Origin of the sequence: Cupriavidus necator N-1, from assembly GCF_000219215.1 — a bacterium.
In the GTDB taxonomy this organism is placed as follows: Bacteria; Pseudomonadota; Gammaproteobacteria; order Burkholderiales; family Burkholderiaceae; genus Cupriavidus; species Cupriavidus necator.
Map to the genome: position 1 here is coordinate 974,445 of NC_015726.1, position 13,921 is coordinate 988,365.

A 13,921-nucleotide genomic window follows, 5' to 3' on the forward strand; every position below is an offset into this window, starting at 1 on the left:
CGACAACTTAGGGAAATCCCTGAATTGCCAACCGGGTAGTGCAGGCGCATTGTCGCCACGCACCACCCAGCGCCGGGATGCGTTACCAGACGTACCGAGCGGGCACCATTCCCACAAATGGTGCTAGTGAAGGCAGCGGCGCCCCTCACAACCCAATCGCCTAAGGAAAAACACGATGGGACGCTTGACCACACACGTACTCGACACCGCTGCCGGCACGCCCGGCAAGGGCATGTCGGTTACTCTTCATAAGATTGTCGACAATCGTCGCGAAACCCTGAAGACAGTCATGACCAACCACGACGGCCGTTGCGACCAGCCGCTACTGGAAGGCGCGGACTTCGCCGTTGGCGTGTATGAGCTGGAATTCGCTGCGGGCGACTACTTCCGCGCGCAAGGCACGCAGCTGCCCGAGCCGGCTTTCCTGGACGTGGTGCCCCTGCGCTTCGGTATTGCCGATGTCAACGCGCACTACCACGTGCCCCTCCTGGTTTCGCCCTGGTCGTACTCGACCTACCGCGGCAGCTGAAGCGGTGGCATAGGGAAACAGGAGACAAGACATGGAAGGCTACATTCTCGACTGGGCCAATCTGCTGCTGCGCTGGGTGCACGTCATCACGGCGATCGCGTGGATCGGCTCCTCGTTTTATTTTGTCTGGCTCGACAACAGCCTGACCCGTCCCACCGATCCTGACCTGCAGGAGAAGGGTGTCGGCGGCGAGCTGTGGGCCGTGCACGGCGGCGGTTTCTACAACCCGCAGAAATACCTGACCGCGCCCAAGACGCTGCCTGAGAACCTGCACTGGTTCTACTGGGAGTCGTATTCCACCTGGATGACCGGCTTCGGCCTGCTGGTGGTGCTGTACCTGTTCAACGCCAGCACGTTCCTGATCGACAAGAACGTCTACGACATGTCGCCTGGCGCGGCGGTCGGCCTGGCGCTGTCCTACCTGGCCGCGGGCTGGGTGGTCTATGACGTGATCTGCCGCGTGTTCGGCAAGAGCGACAAGACCGTGGGCGTGCTGGTGGCGATCTACGTGGCCGTGGCTGCCTACGTGGCGTGCCACCTGTTCTCGGGCCGTGCGGCGTTCCTGCTGACCGGTGCGATGATCGCCACCATCATGAGCGCCAACGTGCTGGTATGGATCATCCCGGGCCAGCGCAAGGTGGTTGCCGCGCTGCGCGCAGGCCAGCCGGTCGATCCGGTCCATGGCAAGAACGCCAAGCAGCGCAGCGTGCACAACACGTACTTCACGCTGCCGGTGCTGTTCGCGATGCTGTCGAACCACTACAGCATGACCTACAGCTACAAGTACAACTGGGCCGCGCTGATCCTGATCATGCTGGCCGGTGTGCTGATCCGCCAGTTCTTCATCCTCAAGCACAAGGGCAAGATCAACGTGGCCTGGCCCGCAGCCGGCGTTGCCGTGCTGGCCGTGGTCGCCGTGCTGATCGCGCCGCAACCGCGCCCGGCCGTGGCCAAGGCAGAAGGCGGTGACGCCGCCGCTGCCACCGTCAGCTTTGCCAAGGTGCAGGAAGTGCTGAACGCGCGCTGCGTGCAGTGCCACGCCGCGCAGCCGAAGATGATGCCGACCGCAGCCAAGGGCATCAAGCTCGACACCGCGGAAGACATCAAGGCCCACGCCCAGCTGATCTACCAGCAGGCCGTGCAGCAGAAGGCGATGCCGCTGGGCAACGTGACGCAGATCACCGACGACGAACGCGCCCTGCTGGGCCAGTGGTTCGAAGGCGGTGCCAAGACCACTAACTAAGGGTGGCTTGATCTGAAAAGCATCAGGGCCGGCGCGTGCAGCCGGCCCGTGAAATCCGAGCATCGGTGATCGACGGTCCGGAGGGTTGTGCAGTTGGCAACCGTCAGTACCGGACCGGCGAGGGTTTGAACGGGGCCTTGCGCCCCGTTTTTTTTCGGCGACTTATCCGCCGATATTTAGCAACGCCAACACCCCCAGCACCAGGAAAATCCCTGCCGCGATCTTGTGCACCAGCGCGATCGGCATCTTGTTGGCAAACTTGTCGCCAAGCAGGACCGCCGGCGCATTGGCGACCATCATGCCGAAGGTGGTGCCGGCCACCACGGCAATCACCGCATCGCTGAAGCGCGCGGCCAGCGCCACGGTGGCGATCTGGGTCTTGTCGCCCATCTCGGCAAAGAAGAACGCCACGATGGTGGTGCCGAGGATGCCGAGGGCGCCCTTGACCGGCTTGGCCTGTTCGGCGTCGTCGAGCTTGTCGGGGATCAGCATCCATCCCGCCATCGCGATAAAGCCCAGGCCCAGGATCCAGCGCAGCAGGCTTTCGCCCAGCACATGCGTGATCCAGCCGCCGAGCGCGCCGGCAAAGCCATGGTTGAACAGCGTGGCGATCAGGATGCCAAGGATGATGGGAACGGGCTTGCGGTAGCGCGCGGCCAGCACCAGCGACAGCAATTGCGTCTTGTCGCCCATTTCAGCTAGGGCGACGATGCCTGTGGAGACGAGGAAGGCTTCCATATTGGTCTTGTGGGGTAACCGGGCCGCAATGCATCGCGAGATGCCAATGACGCACACCTTTCCCGGCCCGGCCAGAAAGGTATGGTCATCGGTCTCGCCAGGCTGGACGCTGCCGGGTCCGTATCAGTACACGGCCGGGCGGGTCCGGAGCTGCGCACGCCATAACCGCAAGCGGTCAAGTCTGTTGACGTGCGCCCCTGTCCCCCGGAATCCGCATTGCGCGGCGCGGTGAGAGCAGGGCGGCTACTCCCCAATGGGGGCGCCAATTATAACGGCAGCGGGGGCAGGCGTCCACCTGGCCCCCGCCACATGGCCTGCATCCTCAGGCGGGTACAGGCGCGTTGTCGCTGGTCTGGCGGCCGCGGAAATCGGTCCAGCACAGGGCCTTGAAGTCATAGAGCTTGCAGCGGCGCGCGGTGTCGAAATACCAGCGCCAGGAGAAGTTCTCGATGATGATGCGGCCCGGCAGCGCATGCTCCAGCAGCGCCTGGGCGCGCTTGAGGCGGTACAGCGGCACGCTCATGTCGACGTGGTGCGCGGTGTGTTCCATGATGTGGTGCAGCGCGGCGCCGATGCCGTGGCGGAAGCGCAGGTGCACGGTGGTCGAAACAAAGGGCTGCGCCTTGGCCCACATGGCCTTGGTGTCATACCAGGCCACGCTGGTATGGGTGTGGTGCACGTACAGCACGAAGCCGACGGTGACGTTCCAGACCAGGAAGGGCAGCACGAAGCCGGCACCGATGAGCATCCAGACGGACTGGTCCGTGGCCAGTGCCAGGCCAGCCAGCGCGCCGATCCAGGCCAGCCCGAAGGCGGCTACCAGCACACAGTCGCCGGTGAAGATCGGGCGGCGCGTGGCCATCTGGCGCTTGCTCGGGAAGAACATCTTGCACCACCAGATTTCCACCAGGTAGTACAGGCCCGGGCCGAAGCCGGTGCGGTAGATGCGCTCCATCACGCGGCGCCAGCGCGGCAGCGCGTTGAATTCTTCCAGCGAGTAGGGCGCCCAGACGAAGTCGAAGCCCTTCAGGTTGGTGTAGCCGTGGTGCACCACGTTGTGGCCGACTTCCCACAGGCTGTAGGGCGTCAGCGAGGGCAGGAAGGTGAGCCGGCCCAGCCACTTGTTCAGGCCGCGGCGCGGGGTCAGGCTCTGGTGGCAGGCATCGTGGCCGATGATAAACAGGCGCGCGATGATCAGCCCGGCCAGCACGCCCAGCGCCAGCTTGGCGGCCCAGTGCTGCGCCAGCACCACGCCGGCCAGCACGGCGCCGAACAGCAGGTAGTCGAAGGCGAACAGCAGCAGTGCGCGCGGGGTACTGCGCTGGCCCAGCGGGATCAGCCAGCCGCGGATGATCTTGCGCGAGGGCAGCGGGGCGTCCGGTGCGATCGGCGCCGGAAGCGGGGCGTGGTTGGGCGCACCCTTGCGCGCGGCATGGGGCACGTCATGCGGGCCATGGGCGCGCTCAGGGGCGTGAGCGGCGGATTGGGATGCGGTCATGCAGAACCTTCTGATTGCGGTCGGATGGGTATGGGCGCACGGCACGCAGAACGGCCGCGGCGGAACCGCAAGGTTAGAAGGCTTTGTCGGAGACGGTCTTGACGCTCGTCAAGCCGGAGGCGGGGGCGAAGCGGTAAAAGGGTAAAAGCGCGCCCGCCGCATGGCGGCGGGCGGCTGCTGGCCAGGTGACGGATCAGGCGGCCGGCACGTGGGCGGCCTCGCCCATCACATAGACGCTGTCGATGAGGCGGTCGTCGCCCAGCATGGCAAAGGCGAACAGCTCCTCTTCCAGCGTTTCCGAGCGGTTGCTGCGGCGGGCGATCAGCGGCGTGGCCTTGGGGTCCAGCACGATGAAGTCGGCCTCGCAGCCAACGCCAAAGCTGCCGACGCGGTCGGTCCAGCCCAGCGCCTCGGCCGCGGCGCGCGTGGCCAGGTAGAACATGCGCAGGGCGGTCAGGTAGTAGCCGCCCATGCGCGCCACCTTGTGCGCGGCGTTCATGGTGCGGAACATCGAGAACGAAGTGCCGCCGCCGACGTCGGTGGCCAGCGTCACATTCAGGCGGTTGGCGTCGGACTGGTGGAAGTCATAGAAGCCGCTGCCCAGGAACAGGTTGGAGGTGGGGCAATGCGCCACCGCGGCACCGCTGTCGGCCAGGCGCCGGCGGTCGTCCTGGTCCAGGTAGATGGCGTGGCCGTACATCGCGCCCGGGCGCAGCAGGCCGTAGCGGTCGTACACGTCCAGGTAGCTGCGCGCGTCCGGGAACAGCTCGGCGACCCATTTGACCTCGTCGCGGTTCTCGGCCACGTGGGTCTGGATAAAGGCGTCCGGGTAGGCGCGCGCCAGCTCGCCGCAGGCGGCCAGCTGCGCCTCGGTCGAGGTCGGGGCAAAGCGCGGCGTGATGGCGTAGGCCAGGCGTCCCTTGTTATGCCAGCGCGACAGCAGGTCGGCGGAGTCCCGGGCGCCGGTCTCGGCCGTATCGCGCAGGAATTCCGGGCAGTTGCGGTCCATCATCACCTTGCCCGTGACCATGCGCAGGTTGCGCGCCTCGCTTTCGGCAAAGAGGGCCTCGGCCGAGGCCTTGTGCACCGTGCTCCAGACCACCGCGCTGGTGGTGCCGTTGCGCAGCAGTTCCTCGGTGAAGAAGCCGGCCACGCCGCGCGCGTAGTCGGGGTCGGCAAAGCGGCGCTCTTCGGGGAAGGTGTAGGTGTCGAGCCAGTGCAGCAGGCCCGGCGACGGCGACGCGATCATGTCGGTCTGCGGGTAGTGCACGTGGGTGTCGATAAAGCCGGGCACGATCAGTTTGCCGCGGTGGTCGACGATCTCGACGTCGGCCGGAATGCGCGCAGCCAGTTGCGTGTAGTCGCCTGCGGCGGCGATGCGCCCGTTGGTGACGATCAGCACCCCGTCGTCCCAATACTGATACGCGTCCTCATGGAATTGCGGATCGCGCAGGAAATGCAGCACGCGGCCGCGAATGGCACGGGTGAGGGAGTCAGTCTTGGGGTTGGTCGTCATGGTTTGTCTCTTGTGGCCGGCCCGCGCGGAACGGCATGGTTCAAGCAGCGGGCCGGGCTATTGGCATGCGCCGCGCTCAGGCCGCTGGGGCCGTTGCGGGCGGGGACTTGGGCGGGCTCGACCAGAATTGGTCGACTTCCGCCAGGAATTCGGCCTTCTGCATGGCAGGCAGGAAGGCCGCTTCAAAGCTGTTGCGGGCAAGCTTGTGGGCATCGGCCGCGTCCAGCGGCAGCGCGTCGAAGGTGGCTTCCCAGTTGGCGTTCATATAGCCGCCGAAGTAGGCCGGATCGTCCGAATGCAGCGTGATCACCACGCCGGCATCGAGCATGCGCTTGAGCGGGTGGTCGCGCAGGTCCGGGTAGACCTTGAGCTTGACGTTGGACAGCGGGCACACGGTCAGCGCCACGCGCTCGCGCGCCAGGCGTTCCACCAGCGCCGGATCGTCGATGGCGCGCACGCCGTGGTCGATGCGCTGTACCTTGAGGATGTCGAGGGCGTCGGTGACGTATTGCGCCGGACCTTCCTCGCCCGCGTGGGCCACCAGGTGCAGGCCCAGCTCGCGCGCCTTGGCGAATACGCGCGCGAACTTCTCGGGCGGATTGCCTTGCTCGGACGAATCCAGGCCCACGCCGACAAAGCGGTCGCGGTAGGGCAGCGCCGCTTCCAGCGTCGCGAAGGCGTCTTCCTCCGGCAGATGGCGCAGGAAGCACAGGATCAGGCTGCTGGAGAAGTCATATTCGGTGCGCGCCTGGGCCAGGGCATCGGCGATGCCGTCGATCACCACGCCGATGGGAACGCCGCGCGCGGTATGGGTCTGCGGATCGAAGAAGATCTCGGCGTGGCGGACGTTGTCGGCGACGGCGCGCTTGACGTAGTCCATGGTCATGTCGAAGAAATCTTCCTCGGTCAGCAGCACGCTGGCGCCGGCGTAGTAGATGTCCAGGAACGACTGCAGGTCGGTAAAGGCGTAGGCGGCGCGCAGCGCCTCGACGCTGGGGTAGGGCAGCGCCACCTGGTTGCGCTGCGCCAGCCGGAAGATCAGTTCCGGTTCAAGCGTGCCTTCGATATGCACATGCAGTTCGGCCTTGGGAGTGCGGCGGATCTGTTCCGCGAGCGCGGCATCGATGGTCATGGGGGCCTCGTTTCTGGGCATTTCTGTGCCTGCCGGCGGGGCCGGCGGCACGGGTTCAGGGATGCACCGCCTCCGGGCGGCCCAGACGCAGCGCGGCAAGGCGCTGTTCGCGGACCTGGAGCAGCTGGGCGACGATGGCTACCGCAATCATAGCCGGAGCCTTGTCGGTAATCCCGGGAACCCCCATGGGGCATGTCATTTCCGCAAACCGGGCCGGGTCGATGCCGTGCTCGGCCATGCGGTGTTCAAAGCGCGCGCGCTTGGTCTTGGAACCGATCAGCCCGAAGTAGGCGAAGTCGGTGCGCTTGAGGATTTCCTCGCACAGGGTCTGGTCCAGCGCGTGGCTGTGCGTCATGACCAGGAAGTAGCTGCCCGCGGGCGCCTGCGCCACTACCGCCTCGGGCGTGTCGCTGGCCTCGGCCTCGACATTGTCGGGCAGCCCGCCGGGGAAGAGCGTGTCGCGCTCGTCGACCCAGTGCACGCGGCACGGCAGCGTGGCCAGCACCTTGACCAGCGCATGACCGACATGGCCGGCGCCGAACAGCACCACGTGCATGGTGTCGGGCACCAGCGTATCGGTCCAGCTGCCGTCGGCGTGCAGCGTTACGCCTGGGATCACGGCATGGCTGTCGCCATGGGTGATCGCGCCGGTGGCCGGCACCTGCCGCTGCAGTGCCTTGCCGGCAGTGAAATTGCGTTCGACCGCGTCAAGCCAGTGCAGGTCGGTTTTGCCAAGGACCTCGAACGCCAGCTGCACCACGCCGCCGCAGCACTGGCCCAGCGCCGGCCCGAGCGGAATGCGCTCGATCCGGCGTTGTTCACCGCGCACCAGCATCTCGCGCCCGATATCCATGCCGCGCCACTCCAGGTGGCCGCCGCCGATGGTGCCGACCAGGTCGTCGGCGCTGACCAGCATGCGGATGCCGGCCTCGCGCGGGGCCGAGCCCTTGACCTCGACGATGGTGACCATTGCCACCGGCACGCCGGCGCGCACCATGCGGGCGGCGTCGGCGAAGCGGAAGGGTTTGAGCGGTGCGTCCTGCATGTCGGGGGCCTTGTCGGTATTGCCTGGTTGCTGCTTGATGCTGTGGTGCTGCCTGCGCCATGTCATCGCAAGGGTGGCGCGCGCCTGCTTCTTCCACCGGCCCCTTGCCCGTCAATGCGGGCAAGGGGGGAAAGTCCGGGGGCGCCAGCAGGCGCGCGCTTCCTGCGATCGTTCAGCCGGCTCAGGCTGGCTGTGCCGCGGCTTCGCGCACGGCGTCGACGGCATCCAGGATCGCCTCGCTGGTGGCCGGGGCCTTCAGCGGCGGGTTGATGCGGTAGTCGCCAACGGCAGCCACGGCGTCGCGGATCGCGAAGAACACCGAGAACGGCAGCAGCAGCGGCGGCTCGCCCACGGCCTTGGAGCGGTGGATGCTGTCCTCGACGTTGCGGTTCTGGAACAGGCGCACGTTGAATTCCTCCGGGCAGTCGTTGACCGTCGGGATCTTGTACGTGGACGGGGCGTACGTCATCAGCTTGCCGTCCTTGTTCCACCACAGTTCCTCGGTGGTCAGCCAGCCCATTCCCTGGATAAAGGCGCCTTCGACCTGGCCGATGTCGATCGCCGGGTTCAGCGAGCGGCCGGCGTCGTGCAGCGCGTCGGCGCGCAGCAGCTTCCATTCGCCGGTGAGCGTGTCGACCAGCACCTCGGAGCACGCGGCACCGTAGGCGAAGTAGTAGAACGGGCGGCCTTGCAGCTTGCTCTGGTCCCAGTGCAGCTTGGGCGTGGTGTAGAAGCCGTCGGACCACAGCTGCACGCGCGCCACGTAGGCTTCGCGCGCCAGCTCGCCGAACGCCAGGCGCAGCTCGCCGGCGCTGACCAGGTCATCGTTGAAGCGCACCTCGGACGGCTCCACGCCGGCCTTGCGCGCGGCAAACACGGCCAGGCGCTCGCGGATCTGGCGGGCGGCGTCCTGCGCGGCCTTGCCGTTCAGGTCGGCACCGGTGGAAGCTGCGGTGGCCGAGGTATTGGCCACCTTGCTGGTATCGGTCGCGGTCACGCGCACGCGTTCCATGCGGATGCCCAGCTCATGCGCCACCACCATCGCCACCTTGGTGTTCAGGCCCTGGCCCATCTCGGTGCCGCCGTGGTTCACCAGCACCGAGCCGTCGTTGTAGACGTGCACCAGCGCGCCGGCCTGGTTGAAGTGGGCCACGTTGAACGAGATGCCGAACTTCACCGGGGTGATGGCGATGCCCTTCTTCAGTACCGGGCTGGTGGCGTTGAAGGCGCGCGTGGCTTCGCGGCGGGAGCGGTATTCGCTGCTGGCCACCAGTTCGTCGATCAGCTCGTGGATGACGTTGTCTTCAACGGTCTGGCCGTAGGGCGTGACGTTGTTCTCGGTCTTGCCGTAGAAATTGGCGCGGCGCACGTCCAGCGAATCCTTGCCGACCGTGCGGGCGACATTGTCCAGGATGTACTCGACCGCGAACGCGCCCTGCGGGCCGCCGAAGCCGCGGAAGGCGGTGTTGCTCTGCGTGTTGGTCTTGCCGCAGTAGCCGTCGATCTGCACGTTCGGCAGCCAGTAGGCATTGTCGAAGTGGCAGATGGCGCGGGTCATCACCGGGCCCGACAGGTCGGCCGAGAAGCCGGCGCGCGACACCATTTCGACCTTCACGCCCTCGATATGGCCTTCGTCGTCGTGGCCCACGGTGTAGTCGAACACGAAGTCATGGCGCTTGCCGGTGATCATCATGTCGTCGTCTCGGTCCGGGCGGAGCTTGACCGGGCACATCAGCTTCCAGGCGGCCAGCGCCGCGCAGCAGGCGAACAGCGCCGACTGCGACTCCTTGCCGCCAAAGCCGCCGCCCATGCGGCGGCATTCGACCAGCACCTGGTGCGCTTGCCAGCCGAGCATATGGCACACCGCGTGCTGCATCTCGGTCGGGTGCTGGGTCGAGCACCACACTTGCATGCCGTCGTTCTCGCGCGGCGCGGCGTACGAGATCTGGCCTTCCAGGTAGAACTGCTCCTGGCCGCCCAGGTGGATCTTGCCGCTGTCCTGGTGGGCCGCGCCGGCAATGCGCGCGGCGGGCTCGCCGCGCGTCAGGTGCATCGGCGGCAGCACATAGCTGCCGGCCTCGTGCGCCGCTTGCGGCGACAGCACCGGGGGCAGGTCTTCGTAGTCGATCTCGCCCAGGCGGGCGGCGCGGCGGGCGGCGTCATGCGAGGTCGCCACCACGATAAAGATCGGCTGGCCGATGAACTGGACCACGTCGCGTGCCAGGATCGGGTCGTCGTGGATGATCGGGCCGCAGTCGTTGGTGCCCGGGATGTCGTCCACCGTCAGCACGTCGACCACGCCAGGCGCGGCGCGCACCTTGTCGAGCGAGACCGACTTGATGCGGGCGTGCGCGCGGGTGCTCATGCCGAGCGCGGCGTGCAGCGTGCCGGCCAGCTCGGGGATGTCATCCGTGTAGGTGGCGGTGCCGGCCACGTGCAGGTGGGCGGATTCATGCGGACGCGAGATGCCGACCTGCGGGACCTGTTCGGCGGTGGCGTCGAGCAGGAAGGGTTCGGTTTGCTTGTTCATGCCGATGCTTTCCTATTTCTCTGGCTCAGGCCGTGGCGGTTTCAGTGGCGCCGGCGCCGATGGCGCGGACGTTGACGGCTGCCGCGGGTAGCGCTTCGGCGCGGGTCTCCAGCCAGAAGCGGTACAGCAGGTTGGCGGCACCGCGGCTGCGGTACGACGCGGTCGCGCGCATGTCGGACAGCGGCGTGTAGTCCTGCGCCAGCGCGGCCATGCCGGCGCGGGCGGTGGCTTCATTCCACGGCTGGCCGGTCAGGGCCGCCTCGGTGGCGGCGGCGCGCTTGGGCGTGGCGGCCATGCCGCCGAAGGCGATGCGGGCCTGCGTGACGATGCCGTCCTGCACGGTGATGCCGAATGCAGCACACACGGCGGAAATATCCTCATCAAAGCGTTTGGACAGCTTGTAGGTGCGGAAGTGCTGCGGGCCGGCCACCGGCACGCGCAGCGCGGCGACGAATTCGCCCGGCTGCATCGCGGTCTTCTGGTAGGCCAGGTACAGGTCTTCCAGCGGCAGCGTGCGGCGCGTTTCGCCGTGCTGCAGCACCACTTCCGTGCCCAGCGCGATCAGCGCCGGCATCGAATCGCCGATCGGCGAACCGTTGGCGATATTGCCGCCCAGCGTGCCGGCATTGCGGATCGGCAGCGAGGCAAAGCGCTTCCACATCTCTTCCAGCTCGGGGTGCGCGGTGTTGAGTGCGGCGTAGGCCTTTTCCAGCGTCACGGCGGCGCCAATCTCGACCATGCCGTCGCGCTCCTCAATGTGGTTCAGGTCTTCCACCTGGCCCACGTAGAGCAGGTTGCCCAGCTCGCGGAACTGCTTGGTCACCCACAGGCCCACGTCGGTGCTGCCGGCCAGGATACGGATATCGGGCTGTGCCGCCTTGATCGCGCCGAACTCGGCCGCGGTGCGCGGGGCAAAGAATTCCTGGCCCTGGGCGCGGTATCGGAAGGTCTCGCCGCGCTTGAGGTTGCGCAGGGTGTCGGCGATCTGCTTCGGGTTGAGCTTGTCCGCGGTGGGGGCGGGCAGGGCCATCATGCGCTCGCCGGCGTCGATGATCGGGCGATAGCCGGTGCAGCGGCACAGGTTGCCGGTCAGCGCGTCACAGATGGTCTGGCGCGGGGGCGCTTCGCCGCCCGGGGTGTGCTGCTGGTACAGGGCCCACAGCGACATCACGAAGCCGGGGGTGCAGAAGCCGCACTGCGAGCCGTGGCACTCGACCATGGCTTCCTGCACCGGGTGCAGGTTGCCGTCGGCCTGGCGCAGGTCTTCGACCGTGATCAGGGCCTTGCCGTCGAGCGTGGGCAGAAACTGGATGCAGGCGTTGACCGCCTTGAATTCGACATCGCCGCCGTCCTGCAGCTCGCCGACCACGACGGTGCAGGCGCCGCAGTCGCCTTCGGCGCAGCCTTCCTTGGTGCCGGTGCAGCGCGCGTCTTCACGCAGGTACTGCAGCACGGTGCGGGTAATGGGGGCGTCGGATACTTCCGTGACCTGGCCGCGGTGGAAAAAGCGGATGGTTTGCGTCTCCATGGTCTTCTCTCTCTTGGTGATGGCGGAAACATAGCACCCTGGGCTTTCATGCAATATTCGGCCCAGGTGATATGCCCCATCAGCGCGCGGCCCCGATTGGTGCCCCGCCGCACCGGCGGGCGCCCCCCTGGAGGAGGTGATTTGACCGTTTGTGGGGCGCCTGTCATACACTATGCGCCGTTCCCATCCCCCACGCCACCCATCCGGCCCCCGCCGGAGGGCCGCCATCGCCATGCACGGACGCGACCATCTCGATACATATTTGCTGCGGGTGCTTCACACCCTGCTGACCGAGCAGAGCGTGACCCGCACGGCCGTGCGTTTAGGCCAGTCCCAGCCCGCCATCAGCAATACCCTGAAGCGCCTGCGGGAGATCACCGGCGATGCCATTTTGGTGCGGGGCAAAAACGGCATGGTGCCGACCGAGCGCGGCCGCGAACTGCTGGCGCTGGCCGAGCAGAGCTTGGCGGCGATGGACCGCATCGCGCGCCCGCCGCAGCAGTTCGACCCGGCCACCACTACACGCACCTTCCACCTGGGCGCGCCGGACTACCTGGATGCCTTCTTCCTGCCCAATATCGTCGAGCGCGTGCGCCGGCTGGCGCCGGGCGCCAAGCTGTTCGTGCATCCGATGACGTCGTCGTCGGACTTCCTGGACGACCTGGAGCAGGGGCAGCTGGATATCGTAGTCGGCAACTGGCTGTCGCCGCCGGAGCACCTGCATATCTCGCCGCTCTTCGACGACGAGGTGGTGTGCATGCTGGGCGCGCAGCATCCGCTGGCGCGCAAGGGGCTAACGCTCAAGCATTACCTGGAGATGCCGCACCTGGCCCCGGCGCCCTATGCGTCGATGCAGCGCAGCATGATCGACCAGGCGCTGGCCGAGCAGGGCTATAAGCGCAATATCCAGGTCACGCTGCCGTATTTCGGCTTGGTGCCATATGTGCTGATGAAGACCGATATGGTCTTTACCACCGGCCGGCAGTTTGCCGCGCACTACGCGCAGTACCTGCCGATCCGCATGGTGCCGTCGCCGGTGTCGTTCCCGCGCATGCGCTTCTACCAGCTGTGGCATGAGCGCTGCCACGCGGCGCCGGATGTGATGTGGATCCGGCGGATGATCGCCGAGGTGGCGGCGGATCTGCCGCAGCTGCCGCGGCTGGAGGCAGAGGCCGGCTGAGCAGGCCGGGGCAGCAGGCGAGGGGCTTACTTTGCCTTGTAGCTTGGGAAGAACAGCTGCTCGCCTTCCACCTTGTACCCGGCAATCGCGTCCTGTCCTTCCTTTGACGTGATCCACTCCACCAGCTTCATCGCATCCGTATGGTTGATGCCCGCATGCCTGGCGGGATTGACCGCGATGATCCCGTACGGGTTGAACATCTTCGGATCGCCTTCGATGGCGATGGCCAGGCCGGTCTTGGCGCGATAGGCGCCATAGGTGGCGCGGTCCGACAACGTATAGGCCGGCATCTGCGCGGCCATGGTCAGCACCTCGCCCATGCCCAGGCCGGCGTTGACGTACCACGGCTGGCCCTTGGGCTCGATGCCGAGCTGCTTCCAGTAGTCCTTCTCCATAACGTCGGTGCCGGAGTTGTCGCCGCGCGAGATGAACTTGCTGCCGCTGCCGGCAAGCTTGCGGAACCCCGCCAGCACGTCCTTGCCGCCCTGAGTGCTCCTGAGGCCTGCCGGGTCGGTGGCCGGGCCAACCACAATGAAATCGTTGTACATCACGTCGCGGCGGTTCACGCCGTAGCCGGCCGCGACAAAAGCGTCTTCCATCTTGCGCGCGTGCACCAGCAGCACGTCGACGTCGCCCATCTCGCCCATCTTCATGGCCTTGCCCGAGCCGACCGCGATCACCTTGACGCTGACGCCTGCCTTTTGCTCGAAGCGCGGCAGCAGGTACTTCAGCAGGCCCGAGTTCTCGGTGCTGGTGGTGGTGGCCAGCTTCAGTTCCCCGCCATGGGCCGCCGACAGCAGGCCTACGCAGGCAATCGCGACGAGATGGCGCACAGGGCGGCGCAGACGTTGGGCAAGGCGAGGCGACATGCAGTGGGCTCCTTTGTATTATGTTCTGTTGGACATAATTGCTTTTGCCTTTGGATCTCATGGAGAATGCGGCAAAAGAACGTAAAAATGGGGTATTCATTGTGGTCCAGCCG

Annotated in this window: 11 protein-coding genes and 1 riboswitch; of the genes, 3 read left to right on the forward strand and 8 right to left on the reverse strand. The window is 66.6% G+C overall.

All coding sequences use genetic code 11. The features are described 5' to 3' along the window. Window positions 1-175 precede the first annotated feature (175 nt). Window positions 176-529 (forward strand): hydroxyisourate hydrolase, encoded by a 354-nt coding sequence (uraH, locus tag CNE_RS04620; RefSeq protein WP_013955978.1) that lies wholly within the window; start codon window positions 176-178, stop codon window positions 527-529. Between the two features lie 31 nt (window positions 530-560). Next, entirely contained in the window at window positions 561-1,772 is a 1,212-nt protein-coding gene (locus CNE_RS04625) for a urate hydroxylase PuuD (RefSeq protein WP_013955979.1), read from the forward strand. A 162-nt stretch (window positions 1,773-1,934) separates the two neighbouring features. Here CNE_RS04625 and CNE_RS04630 read toward each other — a convergent pair whose 3' ends face one another. The 7 genes from CNE_RS04630 to xdhA all read right to left on the reverse strand — a co-directional run bounded on the left by CNE_RS04630 (window position 1,935) and on the right by xdhA (window position 11,759). Beyond that, entirely contained in the window at window positions 1,935-2,510 is a 576-nt protein-coding gene (locus tag CNE_RS04630; protein ID WP_035819898.1) for a TMEM165/GDT1 family protein, read from the reverse strand. Window positions 2,511-2,624: 114 nt separating this feature from the next. Beyond that, window positions 2,625-2,785: riboswitch (yybP-ykoY riboswitch) on the reverse strand. A 47-nt stretch (window positions 2,786-2,832) separates the two neighbouring features. Then, complete coding sequence (locus CNE_RS04635) at window positions 2,833-4,008, reverse strand: fatty acid desaturase (protein WP_013955981.1); 1,176 nt, start codon at window positions 4,006-4,008, stop codon at window positions 2,833-2,835. Between the two features lie 193 nt (window positions 4,009-4,201). Beyond that, window positions 4,202-5,524: a guanine deaminase gene (gene guaD / locus CNE_RS04640; protein ID WP_013955982.1), complete on the reverse strand. Its 1,323-nt coding sequence runs from the start codon at window positions 5,522-5,524 to the stop codon at window positions 4,202-4,204. Window positions 5,525-5,600: 76 nt separating this feature from the next. Then, the gene (locus CNE_RS04645; RefSeq protein ID WP_013955983.1) at window positions 5,601-6,656 is read right to left on the reverse strand and encodes an adenosine deaminase; all 1,056 of its coding nucleotides are present in this window, start codon (window positions 6,654-6,656) and stop codon (window positions 5,601-5,603) included. Window positions 6,657-6,711: 55 nt separating this feature from the next. Further along, window positions 6,712-7,701: a xanthine dehydrogenase accessory protein XdhC gene (xdhC, locus tag CNE_RS04650; protein WP_013955984.1), complete on the reverse strand. Its 990-nt coding sequence runs from the start codon at window positions 7,699-7,701 to the stop codon at window positions 6,712-6,714. 181 nt (window positions 7,702-7,882) lie between these two features. Beyond that, complete coding sequence (xdhB, locus tag CNE_RS04655; protein WP_013955985.1) at window positions 7,883-10,231, reverse strand: xanthine dehydrogenase molybdopterin binding subunit; 2,349 nt, start codon at window positions 10,229-10,231, stop codon at window positions 7,883-7,885. 25 nt (window positions 10,232-10,256) lie between these two features. Beyond that, entirely contained in the window at window positions 10,257-11,759 is a 1,503-nt protein-coding gene (gene xdhA / locus CNE_RS04660) for a xanthine dehydrogenase small subunit (RefSeq protein WP_013955986.1), read from the reverse strand. 232 nt (window positions 11,760-11,991) lie between these two features. Here xdhA and CNE_RS04665 point away from each other — a divergent pair, with 232 nt between their 5' ends. Further along, window positions 11,992-12,939 (forward strand): LysR substrate-binding domain-containing protein, encoded by a 948-nt coding sequence (locus CNE_RS04665; protein ID WP_010809162.1) that lies wholly within the window; start codon window positions 11,992-11,994, stop codon window positions 12,937-12,939. A 26-nt stretch (window positions 12,940-12,965) separates the two neighbouring features. Here the strand turns inward: CNE_RS04665 and CNE_RS04670 are convergent, their stop codons facing one another. Further along, window positions 12,966-13,808, reverse strand: coding sequence for a substrate-binding domain-containing protein (locus CNE_RS04670; RefSeq protein WP_013955987.1), 843 nt, complete (start codon window positions 13,806-13,808; stop codon window positions 12,966-12,968). Window positions 13,809-13,921: the final 113 nt, after the last annotated feature.

Excerpts from the sequence above, each read along its gene's own strand:
- CNE_RS04625 (WP_013955979.1), top strand. The coding sequence starts at position 561 with ATGGAAGGCTACATTCTCGACTGGGCCAATCTGCTGCTGCGCTGGGTG.
- xdhB (WP_013955985.1), bottom strand. The coding sequence starts at position 10,231 with ATGAACAAGCAAACCGAACCCTTCCTGCTCGACGCCACCGCCGAACAG.
- uraH (WP_013955978.1), top strand. The coding sequence starts at position 176 with ATGGGACGCTTGACCACACACGTACTCGACACCGCTGCCGGCACGCCC.
- CNE_RS04645 (WP_013955983.1), bottom strand. The coding sequence starts at position 6,656 with ATGACCATCGATGCCGCGCTCGCGGAACAGATCCGCCGCACTCCCAAG.
- CNE_RS04670 (WP_013955987.1), bottom strand. The coding sequence starts at position 13,808 with ATGTCGCCTCGCCTTGCCCAACGTCTGCGCCGCCCTGTGCGCCATCTC.
- CNE_RS04665 (WP_010809162.1), top strand. The coding sequence starts at position 11,992 with ATGCACGGACGCGACCATCTCGATACATATTTGCTGCGGGTGCTTCAC.
- CNE_RS04630 (WP_035819898.1), bottom strand. The coding sequence starts at position 2,510 with ATGGAAGCCTTCCTCGTCTCCACAGGCATCGTCGCCCTAGCTGAAATG.
- guaD (WP_013955982.1), bottom strand. The coding sequence starts at position 5,524 with ATGACGACCAACCCCAAGACTGACTCCCTCACCCGTGCCATTCGCGGC.
- xdhC (WP_013955984.1), bottom strand. The coding sequence starts at position 7,701 with ATGCAGGACGCACCGCTCAAACCCTTCCGCTTCGCCGACGCCGCCCGC.
- CNE_RS04635 (WP_013955981.1), bottom strand. The coding sequence starts at position 4,008 with ATGACCGCATCCCAATCCGCCGCTCACGCCCCTGAGCGCGCCCATGGC.
- xdhA (WP_013955986.1), bottom strand. The coding sequence starts at position 11,759 with ATGGAGACGCAAACCATCCGCTTTTTCCACCGCGGCCAGGTCACGGAA.